The sequence below is a fragment of the Pseudomonas sp. MWU12-2029 genome (assembly GCF_023242425.1).
In the GTDB taxonomy this organism is placed as follows: domain Bacteria; phylum Pseudomonadota; class Gammaproteobacteria; order Pseudomonadales; family Pseudomonadaceae; genus Aquipseudomonas; species Aquipseudomonas kribbensis.
In genome coordinates this window covers 583250-600091 of sequence record NZ_JALJDY010000004.1, presented here as the reverse complement: position 1 = coordinate 600091, position 16842 = coordinate 583250, and the positions used below count along the sequence as shown (strand labels likewise).

Sequence of the window (16842 nt, the reverse complement as noted above, 5' to 3'; positions counted from 1 at the left end):
TGAGATTATTTTTGACTGACCGGTCTCGACAGCTCTTCAGAAAAGATTTCCAAGGCCGATGGTTAGGGCTGCAACCCCGCTTTCCATCCAGTCCATCGGTGCTTTCCCATGTTCAACAAACGCCTCAAGCAAGAGCTGGCGGCTCTTCGTGAAGAACTCTCCAGCCTTCTGCAAGTGAAGGAGAGCCTGGAAAGCGAGATGCTGGTGCTGACCCTTGAGCCCGACGGGCGGATTCAATCGGTCAACCAGAACTTCCTCAATGAAATGCTCTACAAGAGCCACGACCTGATCGGCCGCGCCATCGAAGACATCGTGCCGGCCCATGTGAAGTCCGACGAGTTTCATCACCGCTTCCGGGCCGCACTGAGCCGGGGCGAGCACTTCGCCGGCGCCGTGCGTCTGTCACGCGGCAATGGCGAAGAGGCGTGGTTGCGTTCGATCGTCCAGCCGGTCCGCTCTTCGGACGGGCGCATCAAGCATTTCTCGATTTTCTCCAGCGACCTGACCCGCACCATCGAAGCCTCACGCGAACACGAGAACCTGATCGGCGCGCTGGTGCGTTCGACGGCGGTGATCGAGTTCGACCTCAACGGTAACGTGCTGAGCGCCAACGACCGCTTCCTTCAGGGCATGGGTTACAGCCTGGCGCAGATCAAGGGCAAACATCACCGCATGTTCTGTGACTCGGGCGAGGCCAACAGCGCCGAGTACCAGAATTTCTGGCGCCGCCTGAACAACGGTGAGTTCGTCGCCGGTCGCTTCAAGCGGATCGACGCCCATGGTCGCGAGGTCTGGCTGGAGGCGTCCTACAACCCGGTGCTCGACGCCAACGAAAAACTCTACAAAGTGGTGAAGTTCGCCACCGTGATCACCGATCAGGTCAATCAGGAGCAAGCCGTCGCCGAGGCTGCCAACATCGCCTACAGCACGTCCTTGCAGACCGACAGCACTGCCCAGCGCGGGACCCGCGTGGTCACTGAAGCGGTCAATGTGATGCGCGACCTGTCGCGGCACATGCAGACTGCCGGCGAAGGCATCGAGGCGCTGAACGAGCAATCCCAGGTGATCGGCACCATCGTCAAGACCATCAGCGGCATTGCCGAGCAGACCAACCTGCTGGCGCTCAACGCCGCCATTGAAGCCGCCCGTGCAGGCGAGCAGGGCCGTGGTTTTGCGGTGGTGGCCGACGAAGTACGGCAACTGGCCTCGCGCACCAGCCAGGCGACCGAGGAAATCGTCGGTGTGGTCCGTCAGAACCAGGACATGGCGCGCAACGCCGTGGCACTGATGACCGACGGCAAGCTCCAGGCCGAGCAAGGGCTGGCGCTGGCGGCGGAGGCGGGCACGGTGATCGTCGAGATCCAGGATGGCGCGCAGAAAGTGGTGGACGCGGTCGGTCAGTTCGCCAACCAGCTATCCAACTGATGCTTGTCAGGCGAAGGGATTGTCCATGGCAATCCCTTCGCTGTTTTTATCCCGCTACAATCGGCTCTTTTTCCCGGAGCAGATCCCATGAGCGAGTCCTTCCGTCGCCCGGTTCCCCTGAACAAAGCCTACCGTTTGCTCAACCACGGGCCGACCGTGCTGGTCAGCGCCGCTCATGACGGGCAGCGCAATATCATGGCTGCGGCCTGGGCCATGCCGCTGGATTTCGAGCCGCCGAAAGTCGCGGTGGTCCTCGATAAATCCACCTGGACCCGGCAACTGCTCGAGGCCTCGGGCACCTTTGTCCTCAACGTCCCTTGCGTGAACCAGGCTGACATCGTGCAGACCGTCGGTTCGACTTCTGGCCTGGAAATCAATCGTGAACAAGGGCAGGACAAGTTTCAGGCCTATCGCTTGCAGACCTTCACTGGCGAGCAGGTCGAGGCACCGATGCTCGACGGCTGCGTGGCGTGGCTCGAATGCCGGTTGCTGCCGGAGCCGCGCAATCACGAACAGTACGATCTGTTCCTGGCTGAGGTGATCGCGGCCCAGGCGGATTCGCGGGTGTTCAGCGATGGACGTTGGCATTTTGAAGGGCATGACGGTTTGCGCACTTTGCACCATGTGGCCGGTGGGCATTTCCTGACGATTGGCGATCCGGTGGATGGCAAGACGCTTTCGGTCTGATGGCAAAACGTCGCTGGATATTGCAAGGTAGGGGCATTGTCTAATCCATCAGGCGCCTGCCCCATGTTTTCCAGTTACCTTGCACCGTTGTTGTCGCTGGCGCTGTTGTGGACGGTTGCCGTGGTGACACCCGGGCCGAACTTTTTCAACATCGCGCAACTGGCCGTCAGCCGCTCCCGACGCCATGGTGTGGTCGCGGCGCTCGGCGTCGCCAGTGGAACGGTATTGTGGGGGCTGGCCGGTGGCCTGGGCATCCAGTCGCTGTTCAGTGCGGCGCCGACGCTTTACCTGAGCTTCAAGATTGCCGGTGGCTGCTACCTGATCTATCTCGGACTCAAGCAATTCAAGCGCAAGGTCCCTCTCACGCAAGGGGCACCTGACGCTTCTGAGCAAACCTTGCTCGGTGCCTACGGGCGAGGTTTTCTGGGCAACATGACCAACCCCAAATCGGCGCTGTTCGTGGCGACGATCTTCGCCACCGCCATGCCGGCCCATGTGCCACCGATGCTGCTGGCACTGGCGGTCTTGACCATGGCAACGCTGTCCTTCAGCTGGTATTGCAGTGTGGCGCTGTTCTTCGCCAGTCGACGGATTGCCGGGATTTATGAGCGGTCGCGGACATGGCTGGATCGGTTGGCGGGTGGTTGCTATCTGCTGTTCGGTGCGCATCTGGTGGCGAATCGCTGACCGGAAATCGGGCGACGGATGACGCTTGTTTCGCTGTCATCAATTGCTCAGTGGAACGTAGATTTCGACCGCTGAAATGGATTCATGGACACACAAAAAAGGCTTACCTCTCGGTAAGCCTTTTTCAGTTGGCGTAAGGGATTTCAGTCCCCCAACGCTACCCCTTCACGCCGAGGATCCGCCCCACCGGCCAGCGTTGATTTCCCCTGCGTATCCTTGATCCGCACGGTGGTCTGGGTGCCGCTGGTCATGTCGATTTCGCTCACAGCGTGGCCCTTGTCCTTGAGTGCCTGGATCAGAGCCGGGGTGAACTGACCCTGTTCCAGCTCCGTCGGCCCGTTGCGGCTGCCAAAGTTGGGCAGGCTGATGGCGCTTTGCGGGTCGAGGTTCCAGTCGAGCAGGCCGACAGTGGTTTTGGCTACGTACTCGATGATCTGCGAGCCGCCCGGGGAGCCGACGGTGGCAACGAACTCACCGCTGTTGCGGTCGAAGATCAGGGTCGGTGCCATCGACGAGCGCGGGCGTTTGCCGGGCTCGACGCGGTTGGCGACTTTCTGTCCGTTCTCTTCGGGGATGAACGAGAAGTCGGTCATCTGGTTGTTGAGCAAAAAGCCCTGAACCATCAGGTGCGAGCCGAATGCCGCTTCGATGGTGGTGGTCATCGACACCGCGCCACCGAAGTCATCCACCGCCACCACTTGCGACGTGGAGATGCGCAGCGGCGAGCGGTCCGGCGCGTAGGCGACCTGCACCCCCGGTGGTGTGCCGGGTTTGGCGCTGCCCATGCTGCGATCGCCGATCAGGCTGGCGCGGCTGGCCAGATAACCCGGGTCGACGAGCCCCTTGACCGGCACCGGTACGAAGTCGGTATCGGCCACATACTGCGCGCGGTCGGCGTAGGCCAGGCGTTCGGCTTCGGCGATCAGGTGCACGGCTTGGGGCGCCGGTTCGAGGCCCGCCGGTTTATCGGTTTTCACGGGTTTGAGCGGTGTCAGCGACAGGCGCGGATCGCGAGTTTCCAGTGCCTGCAAGGTGCCGAGAATCTGCGCCACCGCAATCCCGCCCGATGACGGCGGCGGCATTCCGCAAACCTGCCAGCGCTTGTAGTCGGTGCACAGTGGCGCGCGTTCCCTGGCCTGATAGTGCTGAAGGTCGTTCAACGACAGGCTGCCGGGGTTGGCGTGACCCTGAATCTTGGCCACGATCTCTTCGGCGATCGGGCCTTTGTACAGCGCGTCTGCACCTTCGTTGGCGATGCGTTTGAGCACGGCGGCCAACGCCGGGTTTTGCAGGCGCGTACCGATGGCTTTGACGCTGCCGTCGCTGTTGAGGAAATACCTGGCCATGTCTGGTGAGCGGCGCACCACAGGGTCTGAGTCCAGCAGCGAATGCAGGCGAGGCGAGATCGCAAAGCCCTGCTCCGCCAGTTTGATCGCCGGTTCGAACAACGTCGCCCACGGCAAGCGGCCATGTTGTTTGTGCGCCATCTCCAGCGCCCGCATCACACCCGGTGTGCCGACGGAACGTCCGCCGATCTGCGCCTGCGGAAAAGGCATCGGTTTTCCATCAGCCTGGAGGAACAGCTTTTCGGTAGCGCCGGCCGGTGCTGTTTCACGACCGTCATAGGTACGCACCTGTTTGCCGTCCCAGAGCACGATCATCGCGCCGCCGCCGATCCCGGAGGATTGCGGCTCGACCAGGGTCAGCACGGCTTGCATCGCAATGGCCGCATCGATGGCCGATCCACCTTTACGCAACATCTCGCGACCGGCCTCGGCAGCCAGCGGATTCGCAGCAGCGGCCATGTGTTTATCAGCGTGACTGGCTTGCAGACCTGTGCGGTAACCGGAGGCGGCTTCCGGCGCCAGCGGCAGGGTCGAGGAGGGCGGGGCGTTGCAGGCGGCGAGGGTGATGGCGCTGACGATCAACGTCAGGGCCGGCAGGCGAAATCGTTTCAGGGGCTGGGCTGGAAACACGCGGGGCTCTCCGTCCGTGGGATAAAAGTCTGACGGACTGTATCGGCCGACCGTGCAGGACGCAAACCGTCGGTATGTTTGTCCTTCATGCATTGGCGAATTTTCTGTAGGGTCATGGGCACACGTGAAGCCAGAACAATCAACAAGAGGCCACTATGCAAAGCGAGTTTCCGACCCACTCCAGCTACCGCCAGCAGCGCGAACAGTTTCTTGCCGCCGCAACCGCGGCCGGTGCGACGCTCACCTCCTACGCCCATCCGCGTTGTGGACCGTTCGGCGAGCCGTTGAGCACCGATGTGGCGGTGCTGGGGGATCCGCAAGCCAGACGGCGTCTGGTGGCGCTCAGCGGCACCCACGGGGTGGAGGGCTATTACGGTTCGGAATGTCAGATCGACTGGCTGAAGCATTTCACGCCGGGTTCGCTGCCGAAGGATGTGGCGGTGGTGTTGATCCACCTGATCAACCCGTGGGGCACGGCATGGCTGCGACGGGTCAACGAAGACAACATCGACCTGAACCGCAATCATCTGGATTTCAACCAGCCCCTCCCGGACAACCAGGCCTACGCCGCGCTGCACGAAATTTACGCCTGCGCCGATTTGAACGGCCCCGAGCGCCAGCGCGCCGATGCCTTGCTCGACGCCCAAATCGCCGAGCACGGCTGGCCGGCGGTGATGTCGATTGTCGAGGGCGGTCAGCACAGCCATCCCGACGGCCTGTTCTTCGGAGGCTTTGCCCCGAGCTGGTCGAATCGCACGCTGCACCAGATCATCGAGAATCATCTGGCCGGTGCCGAAACCGTGATGTGTTTCGACCTGCACACCGGCGCCGGCGAGTACGGTCATCCGATGCTGCTGACGATCACTCAGGCACCGTATCCGGCGCTGGCCCGGGCGCAATCGATCTATGGCCCGTGGCTCTACACGCTGCACACAGGTGCCGAGACCTTGAGCGAAACCGGTGTCGCGGCAACGGCTACCGGTTACACCTCGCAGGCATTGCTCAATGCGCTGCCGAAAGTGCAGTTGATGCCGTTCGTGATCGAGTGCGGGACTTATCCTGGGCCGGACGTACATCGCTACTTGCGCGACGATCACTGGCTGCATCTGCACGGTGATCCGCTGGATGCGACGGGGCGGGCGATCAAGTTGAATCTGCTGGAGCAGTTCTATCCGGCGGATCCGGACTGGCGGGCGATGGTCGGTTTACGTACGCGGCAGATCTGGGCGAAGGGACTGGCGGCGTTAGTGGGCGAAGCATAAACACACGGCTTGCCTTTCGGTAAGCCGTTTTGACTGCTTGGTGATGCGCAGCGATTTTGACTATGGATACCGGAGGGTCACTGCTTGAATCCTGGCAGTCCGTTGGCAGCGCGCCACTTTTTCACCGTTTCTGTGATGCCTTCAGCGGTGCATTGCGCGCCATCCTCTGGCCAGTAGATCAAGTCAGATCCTGCCGGGTGCTCACTGAGACGTTCAAACTCAAAAAGTAGAGGATCAAGTATTTCATCAGGACTTGTATTGGCCGCCAGCACGGAGTTCAGAAACTCAAGGAACTGGGCTTCCGTGTAGTCAGAAATGGTTTTTTTCATGGCTGTCCACTTCGGTGGTTTTCAATATGATTTTTTGGAGTGTTCACTCGTAAGTTGTCTATGTCGTATACCGCACCGTCATTGGCAATATGCTCCACGTGATGTAACTCATAAGATGTTCTATCTCCGGCCCTGTCTTGCCTGCGAACCTTTGGCGACAAACCATCGCGCATTCGCTCAATGTTGCCTTGTACGAATTGTCCCGCCAGATCGGGATCATTGGCTACTTCCTCCCAAAACGCCTCCCTGAATTTGTCAAAGCTGGAAAACTCTTGCCCTCTAAGGCGATCCGCAATCCGCGTCGGAATCGGCGCTCCAATCCCTTCCCCCGCTCCTGCCAGCCATATCCCGGCAACATCCTCCCCAACCCCCGTCACCATCCCCGGCATCAACCTGGCCGGTTTCGAAAACACCACATACAACGACTTCAGCCCGGTCTCTGCCGGAAACACCAGAATGCAGTCTTCGGCGGTGATGTCTTCGCCGGGCAGGATTTCTATCTGGCTGTCGGTGTTCGCGGCGATCGGGTGGACGAGGATCGTGCTCAGTGGTTCGCCGTGTTCCGGATAAACCAGCGGCGGCATTGCTCCCAGCGGCCCGCGTTGCGGCGTCCACAGAATGGTGATGCCGTTGAGTTTGGCCTCCATGGCGGTCTTGTCGCTGTTCCACTGGACTTTTACGGTACGCACCGAGTCGTCGCCCGAGGCGCCGGTGTGGATGCCGTAGACCTGCATGACGCCTTCGGCATCGCGCCGGAACTGGAAGCGCACTCGAGTGGTTGCGCGAGACAAGGTGCGTAGCTGATCGTCGGTGTAGAGCGTGCCGTCGCCCATTCGGGTCGGCAGCATCCCGAGGATGAACACACTGGCCGGACCGCCGGCGCCGCGTATTGCCCAGTTAAGGCGTTGCTGCAGGATTCCGCCGCCAGCCATGCGCCCCAGGGCCAGATCGGCGCCGATGGCCTTGGCTGCGGCGTGACTGGCAGCGGGAATGCGCATGGCGCCCGCGACCATGACCTTGCCGAAACTTGAGACGGGTTCGGGGGCTGTGCCGGCCTCCGTTCGGCACCAGTTATCCGGTGTGCAGGATTTGGCAAATACCAGATCGTCGCGGGGCTTCGGGGTGGGCCATTCGTCTGTCCGGATATAAACCGGTTCTGGCGGCGGGGGCGGAATCCATCCGCTCCAAATAGCGTTCTCGCTCGGGCGATTTCGACGCCACTCATCGTCGAATAGGAATTTGTTCAGGTCCATGACCACTCCCTGTCTGTCCTGGAATCGAGACAGGGGAGCGTGTCGGTCAATCGGGATGGCGATCAAATCGACTGGCGAAGATGCAGGTGCCTAAGCGAACGAAAAATCCTCTTCGTACGCCTTTTGCACCGGGTTCCTACAGAATCAGACCGATCCAGCGGGGAAGGCACTTTTCTCGAGGCATAAAAAAACGGCCTACCTTTCGGTAAGCCGTTTTTAGTACTTGGTGGCTACACAGGGACTTGAACCCCGGACCCCAGCATTATGAATGCTATGCTCTAACCAACTGAGCTATGTAGCCAAGTGGCGCGCATTATTCCCCTGAAATGGAAAAGCGTCAAGCGTAAATTTCAAAATTTTTTCTACGCTTTCAACCGTTTATCAAAATCAGGCATTCAACAGTGGCGAAGGGCAGCGCTGGAACCAGCGACTGGCCTGCTCATACGCGTGCGCCAGTTGCAGAACGGCGAAGTCTGCCTGATGCCGGCCGATGATCTGCAGCCCCATCGGCAACCCCCGGGCATTGAAGCCGGCCTGGACGTTCGCCACCGGGCAACCGGATAACGTGCCGGGAATCACCACCTCCATCCAGCGATGATAAGTGTCCATGTTCACGCCCTCGATCGCGGTCGGCCACGGCTGCGACTTGTCGAACGGAAAGACCTGCGCGCTGGGCAGCAGCAGATAGTCGTACTGCTCGAACAAGCGTGAGATTGCCCGATACCAGTCGCTGCGCACCACCGAGGCGGCAAACACTTCGCTGGCCGAGAGCTTCAGACCGTTTTCCACTTCCCAGCAGGCTTCCGGTTTCAGCAGCGCCCGTTTCTGCGGATCGGCGTAAGCCGCGCCCAGGGAGCCGGCGACCATCCAGTGGCGCAAGGTGCGCCAGCTGCTCCACAGCTTTTCAGGGGCAAATTCCGGACGCACCGACTCGATATGGCAACCCAGGCTTTCAAAGTCGGCGAACGTCTTTTCACACAACGCGAGGATGCCGTTCTCCATGGGCAGGTACCCGTTGAAATCGCCAAGCCAGCCGATCCGGGTGCCGGTGAAGTCGCGCTCCAGCGGTGCGGTAAAAACCTCACCGGATTCATGGATCGACAACGGCGCCCGCGCATCGCCGCCGGCCTGCACCGACAGCAGCATCGCGGCATCGCGCACACTGCGCGCCATGGGCCCTTCATAGCCGAGTTGATCTAAGAACAGATCGGCACTGTCGTCGAACGGTACGCGTCCCTGAGACGGGCGGAAGCCGAAGATGTTATTGAACGCTGCCGGGTTGCGCAGCGAGCCCATCATGTCGCTGCCATCGGCCACCGGCACCAGATGCATCGCCAGCGCCGCCGCCGCGCCGCCACTGCTGCCGCCTGCGGTTTTGCTTGGGTCAAAGGCGCAGCCGGTGGCCCCGAACAACGGGTTGTAGCTCTGCGAACCGAGGCCGAATTCCGGGGTGTTGGTCTTGCCGATGATGATCGCGCCGGCAGCCTTGATCCGCTCGACCATGATGCCGTCACGCTCGGGTATGTAGTTTTTGAACAGCGGCGAGCCCAGCGTGGTTCGGATGCCGCAGGTCAGCGACAGATCCTTGATGGCGTGGGGCAGGCCGTGCATCCAGCCCCGGTATTGGCCCCGGCTCAGTTCGGCGTCCCGTGTGTCGGCCTGGGCCAGCAGATCTTCCGGCGCCTGCAGACTGATCAGTGCGTTGACTGACGGGTTGAACCGTTCGATGTGGACAAGATAGGTCTGCATCACTTCGCGGCAGGAAATCTGGCGCAGGCGGATGCGTTCGGCGAGCTCGATGGCCGGCAACTGGACCAGTTCGCTGATGTTATTGGAGTTCATGACGACGGCGCCCTTCAGACGGCTGGAAAAACGCCCCGGCCTCGTGCCGGGGCGGTAGAAATCAACGCATCAGGTTGGTCCACAGACGATCGGCCAGACGGATCGCGCCTTCACCGCAGGTCTTGCTGAACACCACGTGGGTGCCCTCGGGAATATGCAGTTCCGGTGCATCCTTGAGGTTCGCATCGAGGAACGGTTCGACGCCTTTGATCGGGCTCTGATGCTTGAGGAAGTTCTGGGTCATCGCCGAGTTTTCCGGCTGGCTGAGAAACGCGATGAACGCCTTGGCATTTGCCGGGTTTTTGCTGCCGGCGGGGATGACCATGTTGTCGACCCAGGCCAGCACCCCTTCTTTCGGGTACAGGTATTTCAGGCTCGGTTTCATCTCGCGGGCGCGCATGGACGAACCGCCCCAGAACATCGACATGTCGATTTCGCCCGAGGCGAGGTTCTCGCGGATCGAGCCGGCCTTGGAGCTGTAGGTTTTGACGAATGGCTTCTGCGCCTTGAGCAGCGTGAGGATTTGCTGCATCTGTTTCGGGTCCTCGCTGCACAGCGGAATGTTCAGGTACAGGCTGGCCATGTCGACCATATCGCTGACCGAATCGAACATGTTGATCCGCCCCTGCAACTCGGCCGGCGGCTCATAAAGCACCTTGTAACTGTCGGCCGGGCCTTTGTAGCGGCCACTGTCGAGCACCACGCTGGTGGTGCCCCAGATGAACGGCACCGAATAGGCGCCTTCCGGGTCCCAGCTCGGTTTCTTCAGGTTGTCGACCACGCTGGCGTAGTAGGGCTCCTTGACCGGATCGAAGCGCTCCAGCAGGTTTTCCTTGATCAGGATCGGAATGAACTGATGCGAGGGAATCGCCACGTCGTAACCGGCGCCGCCCTGCTTCAGTTTGGCCAGCAGCGTCTCGTTGGAATCGTAGGAGTCGACGGTGACTTCGATGCCGGTCTGCTTCTGGAACTTGGCGAGAATCTCCGGTGAAAAGTAACCGCTCCAGCTCACCACGTTGAGTTTTTCAGCGGCCTGAACACCCCCGGCCATGACCAGCGGCACAGTCAGAAACAACGAAGTACCGACGCTTTTTATCCACTTGCTCATGCTATTTCCCCACGGTTCTTGGAAGGTTCAGGCGTTCTTTTTGCCCAGCAGGTAAGAGAGGCTGACAAACAGCACCGAGACGCCCAGGATCAGGGTCGACACGGCGTTGACGTCGGGTGTCACGCCCATGCGCAACAGGCCGAAGATGAAGATCGGCAGGGTCGTGGTGCCGGCCTGGGAAACCATCATCGAGATCACGAAGTTATCCAGCGAGACGATGAAGGCCAGCATCAGCCCGGAGAAAATTCCCGGCATCAGCAACGGCAGGGTGACCTTGCGAAAGGTCCGCCACGGCCCGGCATACAGGTCGGCCGAGGCTTGTTCCAGCGACAGGTCCATGTCGTTCAGGCGTGCCCGGATCGGCAGGTAGGCAAACGGAATGCAGAACACCGTATGGGCGATGATCAGATTGCCGTAGCCGAGCGACAGGCCGATGGTGGAAAACAGTGCGAGCGTGGCGACGCCGACGACGATTTCCGGCAGAACCAGCGGCAGCATGATCGCGCCCATCGACAGTTGCAGGCCCTTGAACTTCGCACCCCGCGAGGTGCCGAGGGCCGCGAGGGTGGCAATCGCCGTGGCGACCATGCTGGCGCACACCGCAATCAGCAGACTGTTGCCGGCCGCCTGGCGCAGCGCCTGATTGGCGAACGCGGCGCGATACCAGTCGAGACTGAAGCCGGTCCATACCGTGGCCGACTGGTTGGCGTTGAACGAGAACACCACCAGCACCACGATCGGCGCGTAGAGGTACAGGTAGAACAGGAAACTGAAACCGCCGAATCCGGGGAAATCCTGGACGCCCAGTCCCTTGCGTTTGAACAGACCGATCATCACGCACCTCCATTGGCGATGCGCTGGCGTTCGGCGCGCAGGGCATAGACCGTCAGCACCAGCATCACCGCCGCCATCAGCACCAGCGACAACGCCGCGCCGAACGGCCAGTTACGGGCATCGCTGAACTGCCGGAAGATCAGGTTACCGAGCATCATCCGCGTGCCGCCGCCGAGCAGTTCCGGGGCGATCATCGCGCCCAGGCACGGTACGAAGGTGAGAATGGCACCGGCGAGAATTCCCGGTCTGGCGATCGGCAGCACCACTTTGCGCAAGGTGCGCAGGCGCCCGGCATACAGGTCCTGAGCGGCCTCGAGCAGACGGATATCCATCTTTTCCAGTGTGGCGTAGATCGGCAGAACTACGAAGGGCGCATAGGTATAAACCAGCCCCAGCAGCACGGCGCCGTCGGTGTACAGCAACTGCAGCGGCTCATGGATAACGCCCAGGCCCATCAGACTGTTATTGATCACCCCGGTGTTACGCAGCAGCAGAATCCACGCGTAAGTGCGGATCAGCAGGTTGGCCCAGAACGGCACAGTGATCAGGAAGATCAACAGACCGCGCCGATGCGCCGGTTGCATGGCCAGCCACACCGCCACCGGAAAACCGATCAGCAGCGTGATGACGGTGGTCAGGCCGGCAATTCCGACCGAGCGCAGGGCGATGATCAGGTAGGAGTCAGCGAAGGCCAGGCTGTCGTCCATTTGCCGTTCGAACAGCAGTGAGGTGTAGGCGTCGCTGCTGAACACCTTGTTGACCCCGCCGTAGGGGTTGGCTTCCATCAGCGAATAACCGATGACGATCAGGATCGGCACCACCAGAAACAGGGCGATGGCGATCAGCGCCGGGCTGACACCGAGAAAGCTCTGGAACGCCCGTCGGCGTTCAAGCGTGTTGGTTATCGGTAAGGCGTGCATGGCAACTCCTCGGACTCAATCGTGCAGGACGCTGGCGCTTCCCCGGTCGAACAGCAGACCGGCCTGACTGCCCACGGCAAAACGCAGGCTCTGATCGACGCAGTTGGGTGTGCGCACGGTGAGGCGCGAACCGTCGCCGAGGCTGACCTGGTATTGCAGGTCGGTGCCCAGATAAATCTGCGCTTCGACCCGGCACGGCAAAGCCGCCTCAGTGTTGGCAGGCACCAGGTGCAGGCGCTCGGGGCGAACCGACAGGGTCACGCTGGCACCCGGTTGCACGTCGTTGCACGGTTGCGCCGGCAGCGGATGACCGGCCGGCCCGGCGAACCACGCCATGCCGTCCTCGACCCGAGTGACGCTGGCCTGAATGAAGTTGGTTTCGCCGATGAAATCGGCCACGAAGCGATTGCGCGGCCGTTCGTAGATGTCTTCCGGGCGACCGACTTGCTGCACTTCGCCTTCGGACAGCACGGCGATGCGGTCGGACATGGTCAGCGCTTCTTCCTGGTCATGGGTGACGAAGATGAAGGTGATACCGGTTCTGGCCTGGATGGTTTTCAGCTCTTCGCGCATGGCCTGGCGCAGCTTGAGATCAAGTGCCGACAGCGGCTCGTCGAGTAACAGGACTTTAGGATGCGGTGCCAGAGCGCGGGCGAGGGCGACGCGCTGCTGCTGGCCACCGGAGAGTTGCGCCGGTTTGCGATTGGCGAAGCGCTCCATCTGCACCAGGGCAAGCATCTCGCGGACGCGCTCGGCGATCTGTGCCTTGTTCAGGACCTTGCCCATCGGGTGCGATTCAAGGCCGAAGGCCAGGTTTTCGGCGATGGTCATGTGCGGGAACAGGGCGTAGTGCTGGAACACCGTGTTGACCGGGCGCTGAAACGGCGGGCGCTCGGCGATGTTTTCGCCGTAGAGCAGGATCTCGCCCTGGGTCGGAAATTCGAACCCGGCAATCATCCGCAGCAGCGTGGTCTTGCCGCAGCCGGAGGGCCCGAGAAGGGTGAAGAATTCGTTGTCGCGGATATCCAGATCGATATTTTTCAACGCCACCGGACCGGTGGACGGATCGCCGTAGACCTTGCGCACCGAGCGGATCGACACCGCCAGCGTTTGCAGCGAATGCAGGGCATTCATGCGTTACCTCCGATTCCCCCATCGCCTGCGATTGCGCTGTTGGTCAGCGAATCTGTCGGGCCATGGATATTATTTTTCTGGGCAGGATCGAGATTGCGTACGGGGTGAAACCAGCTGTTTTGTTGTTCTGCTGTGGCTCGATTATCGGCGAGGGGTTGCGCGGGGCGAAACTTCAATTTAAACATGGCAGGTGTTAGTTAATTTAATACCGACAGGTGCCAGGAACATGCCCGACCACCGTTTGCCGCCACTCAATGCAGTGCGTGCGTTCGATGCCGCTGCCCGCCTGGGCAGCTATGTCGAGGCGTCGAAAGCCTTGCACGTGACTCAGCCGGCGATTGGCCGGCATGTGAAGCTGCTGGAGGACTGGCTGGGCATTCAGCTGTTCGAACGCACGTCACGCGGCGTCAATCTGACGCCGGCCGGTGAGAAGTACCACCGCAAGATCGCGACCGCCCTGCAGTTGATCATCGAGGCGGGCAAGGAGGCACGCCCCAAAGAGGCCGAGCGCTGGCTGCGGATCATGGTGGTGCCGGGTTTTGCCAAGCGCTGGCTGATGCCGCGCATCGAGGCCATGCGTCACCTGCGCCCGGGGTTGAAGTTTGCCATCGAACCGAACTCGACCTTCACCGAAGTGGATGGCAAAAGCGCCGATCTCGGCATCGTCTATGGCCTCGACGGGCAGTACGCGGACTCCCGTGAAGCGTTGATCTGCCCCCGTGTGTTTCCGATCTGCACCCCGCAATACCTGGCAAGCATCGAGCCGCTCGGCGGCCCGGCCGATCTGGTCCGGCACGAGTTGATCCACGTCGATGACGGCGAGTGGTGGAACCTGTGGTTCGCCGCCCATGACCTCGATATTCACCTCAATTCCGACATGCTCTACGTCAACAACGATCACGCGTTATCGGTGGCCGAGAGCGGGCAGGGCATCGCGTTGGCCAATGAGGTGCTGGTCCGCGAAGAGCTCAGGTCCGGCAAACTGGTGCGCGCGGTGGATGCTCAGGTGAAGCTGGAAAGCTATCGGGTGCTGACGCCGTCCGCCGAGCTGTCGGCGGATGCGGCGTGGTTCATTCAATGGCTCAAGTCCGAACTGGAAAAGGACTTCCCCGAAGCGTTGATCAACTGAGCCGGAAGCGCGCGGTGTTGTCGCTCAAGGCCTTGCTGCCCTGGCTCAAGGTGTCTGCCGCCAGGTTGACTGCCCGTGCGCCGTCGAGCAGGCGAACCGCTGCCTGATCGACCTGCTGGATATTGCCGCTGACCTCATCGGCGGTGCTCGCCTGTTCTTCCACCGCCGTGGCGATCTGGGCGAGGGTGTCGGTGACACTCTGCACGGCGCTGGCAATTTCCCCCAGACGTTCTCCGAGCCCGGTGACGGCTTCGGCATCCGATTGCGCCTGGCCGCAGGCCGCCTCCATCAGGCTAACCGCTTCATTGACCGTGTTGCGCAGACTGTCGACCGTACCGGCAATCTGCGCGGTGGACGATTGCGTACGCTGCGAGAGGCTGCGCACCTCGTCGGCCACCACGGCAAAACCGCGACCCTGTTCACCGGCGCGAGCGGCTTCGATGGCGGCGTTCAGCGCCAGCAGATTGGTCTGCTCGGCGACGCCGCGAATGGTGTCGACCACCAGTTGAATCTGCTGCCCTTGCTCGCTGACCCGGCCCAGCGCTGCCGCCGTTTCGTTCAGGCGCTGATTGAGCTGTTGAATGCTCGCCGTGGTGCGTTGACTGTCGCGGCTGCTGTCGGTGGCGATGCGCCGGGTCTGCTGGGCGCTGCCGGAGGCCTGTTCGCAGCTCTGCGCCACACCCTGGGACGTGGCCGCCAGTTGCGTGGCGGCGGCAGCGATTTGGCTGATCTGCAATTGCTGGGCTTCGACTTCGCTGAGGGCGCCGCTGGAGTGATCGTTGAGGCTGCGCACCGCGTGGCTCAGTTGTGAAGTCTCGTGATCGACACCCAGCAAACTGGTGCGCAATTGCACCACGGCCACGTTGAGCGCGGTGCTGATCGAGGCCAGTTCATCGCGACCCACGACAGGCACCTGCAGGCTCAGATTACCGTCGCGCAACGCTTCGGCGAGTACCGTGATGCCGCTGGCGCTGCGACGGATCGAGGCTTGCAGGCAGACGAACAGGTACAGCGCCGCGAGCAACAGGCAACCGAACACCGCCGCGACCACGATGAACTGACGGATCGCCGAACCGTGGTAATCGTCCAGTCGCTGATCCAGTGCCACCAGTGATTGCTGACGCAGCGTGGCGAGATTGCCGAGCAGGGCATCGAGGCTGCGTTCGAAGTCTTCCGGTTTGAGATTGATGCTGCCGCCGAACACGCCGTCATCCAGCACCTTCAAACCGGCATCCAGCTGTTTGAGGCTGTCGTGATACTGCCCGGCCCAGCCTTGCAGATCGTTCGGCAGCCGCGCTTCCAGAAGGCTCGCTGTTTTAACAAGCTGCTCCCGGGCATCACCGATGCGGCTGCGCAGGTCCCGCAATTGAAGGCGACTTTGCAGGGTGAATTGACCGGAAACCACAGACGCCTGGCCCACGGCTGCAAGTCGGCCGACCCGTTCGATCAGGTCCGGTGCATGTTGAGTGGAAATCTGCGTCAGCAGATAGGTTTCCAGCCACGGCGCGAGGATCAGCCGATTGTCCATCGCAATCTGCTCACGCAATGCTTGCAGGGCGCTGAGGGCGTTGGTGAAACGATCGTAACCGTCCGGCCACCAGCCGACGCCGGCCAGGCTCTTGGAGTCCAGACCGCCGAGGGCGGTTTGCAGGGCCTGGAAGCGGGCCAGGGTTTCACCTTCTGCAGCTTCGGTTTGCAAGGCATTGCCCAGATCCACTGTAGCCTGAGCGACGGCAGGCTGGACGGCATCGAATGCAGCCATGGCCGCGAGGGTGGCGGGCGTCGGTTGGCGGTTGGTTTCCGTGGCACGCCAGCGAGCTGCGCGGTCGCGTTGAGCGGCTAGCAGGTTGTCGAGCGCATCGAGGGCGAGCAACTGGCGCACGCCGGCACGTTCGCCGGAAATCAGGTTGAGCTTGACGCGATAGTCCTGGCCGATCATCAACAGGCTGCCGGCCAACGGCAGGATGAACAGCAGAAACAACAACTGGAATTTACGCGCGAAGCCAAACCGCCCCAGCAATTTGATCCCCGGTAACAAGAAAGCCTGCATGCCCCATGACTCCTCTGGACACCACGCACCATCGGCGTGCGCCGCGCTCTTTGCGAGCGCGATCCGTGCCCTGCTAAAAGGCTTCGAAAGTCCACTCTCGCCCGCTCTGTAGGCAGACTCTGTAGCAGAACTTCCCATTCTCGATCCCCTTTGTAAGGGGGCCGCGTTCAAGCGAAGAAGCAAGGCAAGAATCAGACCATGGCTTT

General features: G+C 61.4%; 14 protein-coding genes, 1 tRNA gene and 1 pseudogene. 6 read left to right on the top strand and 10 right to left on the bottom strand.

Translation table 11 applies throughout. The features are described from left to right. Nucleotides 1–108: 108 nt before the first annotated feature. The 4 genes and pseudogenes from M5B44_RS29060 to M5B44_RS13130 all read left to right on the top strand — a co-directional run. A pseudogene (locus tag M5B44_RS29060) lies at nucleotides 109–885 on the top strand (PAS domain-containing protein); the annotation flags it as partial. A gap of 108 nt (nucleotides 886–993) precedes the next feature. Beyond that, the gene (locus tag M5B44_RS29055) at nucleotides 994–1425 is read left to right on the top strand and encodes a methyl-accepting chemotaxis protein (protein ID WP_371320925.1); all 432 of its coding nucleotides are present in this window, start codon (nucleotides 994–996) and stop codon (nucleotides 1423–1425) included. A gap of 87 nt (nucleotides 1426–1512) precedes the next feature. After that, nucleotides 1513–2112: a flavin reductase family protein gene (locus M5B44_RS13135; RefSeq protein WP_248739394.1), complete on the top strand. Its 600-nt coding sequence runs from the start codon at nucleotides 1513–1515 to the stop codon at nucleotides 2110–2112. 63 nt (nucleotides 2113–2175) lie between these two features. After that, a complete protein-coding gene (locus tag M5B44_RS13130; RefSeq protein ID WP_248739393.1) occupies nucleotides 2176–2799 on the top strand; it encodes a LysE family translocator in 624 nt (207 codons plus the stop codon). A gap of 143 nt (nucleotides 2800–2942) precedes the next feature. Here the strand turns inward: M5B44_RS13130 and ggt are convergent, their stop codons facing one another. Beyond that, the gene (ggt, locus tag M5B44_RS13125; RefSeq protein ID WP_248739392.1) at nucleotides 2943–4775 is read right to left on the bottom strand and encodes a gamma-glutamyltransferase; all 1833 of its coding nucleotides are present in this window, start codon (nucleotides 4773–4775) and stop codon (nucleotides 2943–2945) included. Nucleotides 4776–4930: 155 nt separating this feature from the next. Here ggt and M5B44_RS13120 point away from each other — a divergent pair, with 155 nt between their 5' ends. Further along, nucleotides 4931–6037 carry a DUF2817 domain-containing protein gene (locus tag M5B44_RS13120; protein ID WP_248739391.1) on the top strand — a complete coding sequence of 369 codons (1107 nt, stop codon included), beginning with the start codon at nucleotides 4931–4933 and terminating at the stop codon, nucleotides 6035–6037. A 77-nt stretch (nucleotides 6038–6114) separates the two neighbouring features. Here the strand turns inward: M5B44_RS13120 and M5B44_RS13115 are convergent, their stop codons facing one another. The 8 genes from M5B44_RS13115 to M5B44_RS13080 form a co-directional block, all read right to left on the bottom strand. After that, nucleotides 6115–6366 carry a bacteriocin immunity protein gene (locus tag M5B44_RS13115; protein ID WP_248739390.1) on the bottom strand — a complete coding sequence of 84 codons (252 nt, stop codon included), beginning with the start codon at nucleotides 6364–6366 and terminating at the stop codon, nucleotides 6115–6117. Then, nucleotides 6363–7619 carry an S-type pyocin domain-containing protein gene (locus M5B44_RS13110; RefSeq protein ID WP_248739389.1) on the bottom strand — a complete coding sequence of 419 codons (1257 nt, stop codon included), beginning with the start codon at nucleotides 7617–7619 and terminating at the stop codon, nucleotides 6363–6365. The genes M5B44_RS13115 and M5B44_RS13110 overlap by 4 nt, the downstream gene beginning before the upstream one ends. Before the next feature lie 224 nt (nucleotides 7620–7843). Further along, nucleotides 7844–7920, bottom strand: a tRNA-Met gene (locus tag M5B44_RS13105). Nucleotides 7921–8006: 86 nt separating this feature from the next. Beyond that, the gene (locus tag M5B44_RS13100; RefSeq protein ID WP_248739388.1) at nucleotides 8007–9461 is read right to left on the bottom strand and encodes an amidase; all 1455 of its coding nucleotides are present in this window, start codon (nucleotides 9459–9461) and stop codon (nucleotides 8007–8009) included. A 61-nt stretch (nucleotides 9462–9522) separates the two neighbouring features. Beyond that, a complete protein-coding gene (locus M5B44_RS13095; RefSeq protein ID WP_248739387.1) occupies nucleotides 9523–10569 on the bottom strand; it encodes an extracellular solute-binding protein in 1047 nt (348 codons plus the stop codon). 27 nt (nucleotides 10570–10596) lie between these two features. Further along, complete coding sequence (locus M5B44_RS13090; RefSeq protein WP_085709283.1) at nucleotides 10597–11403, bottom strand: ABC transporter permease; 807 nt, start codon at nucleotides 11401–11403, stop codon at nucleotides 10597–10599. After that, entirely contained in the window at nucleotides 11403–12323 is a 921-nt protein-coding gene (locus M5B44_RS13085; RefSeq protein ID WP_248739386.1) for an ABC transporter permease, read from the bottom strand. Before M5B44_RS13085 ends, M5B44_RS13090 begins: the two co-directional genes overlap by 1 nt. 15 nt (nucleotides 12324–12338) lie before the next feature. Further along, a complete protein-coding gene (locus M5B44_RS13080) occupies nucleotides 12339–13457 on the bottom strand; it encodes an ABC transporter ATP-binding protein (protein WP_248739385.1) in 1119 nt (372 codons plus the stop codon). A gap of 226 nt (nucleotides 13458–13683) precedes the next feature. On the opposite strand from M5B44_RS13080, the gene M5B44_RS13075 reads away from it, so the two are divergent. Then, nucleotides 13684–14586, top strand: a complete 903-nt coding sequence (locus tag M5B44_RS13075) for a LysR substrate-binding domain-containing protein (RefSeq protein WP_248739384.1) — start codon at nucleotides 13684–13686, stop codon at nucleotides 14584–14586. Here M5B44_RS13075 and M5B44_RS13070 read toward each other — a convergent pair. Continuing rightward, nucleotides 14579–16636, bottom strand: coding sequence for a methyl-accepting chemotaxis protein (locus tag M5B44_RS13070; protein ID WP_248739383.1), 2058 nt, complete (start codon nucleotides 16634–16636; stop codon nucleotides 14579–14581). The genes M5B44_RS13075 and M5B44_RS13070 overlap by 8 nt on opposite strands. Between the last annotated feature and the right edge of the window lie 206 nt (nucleotides 16637–16842).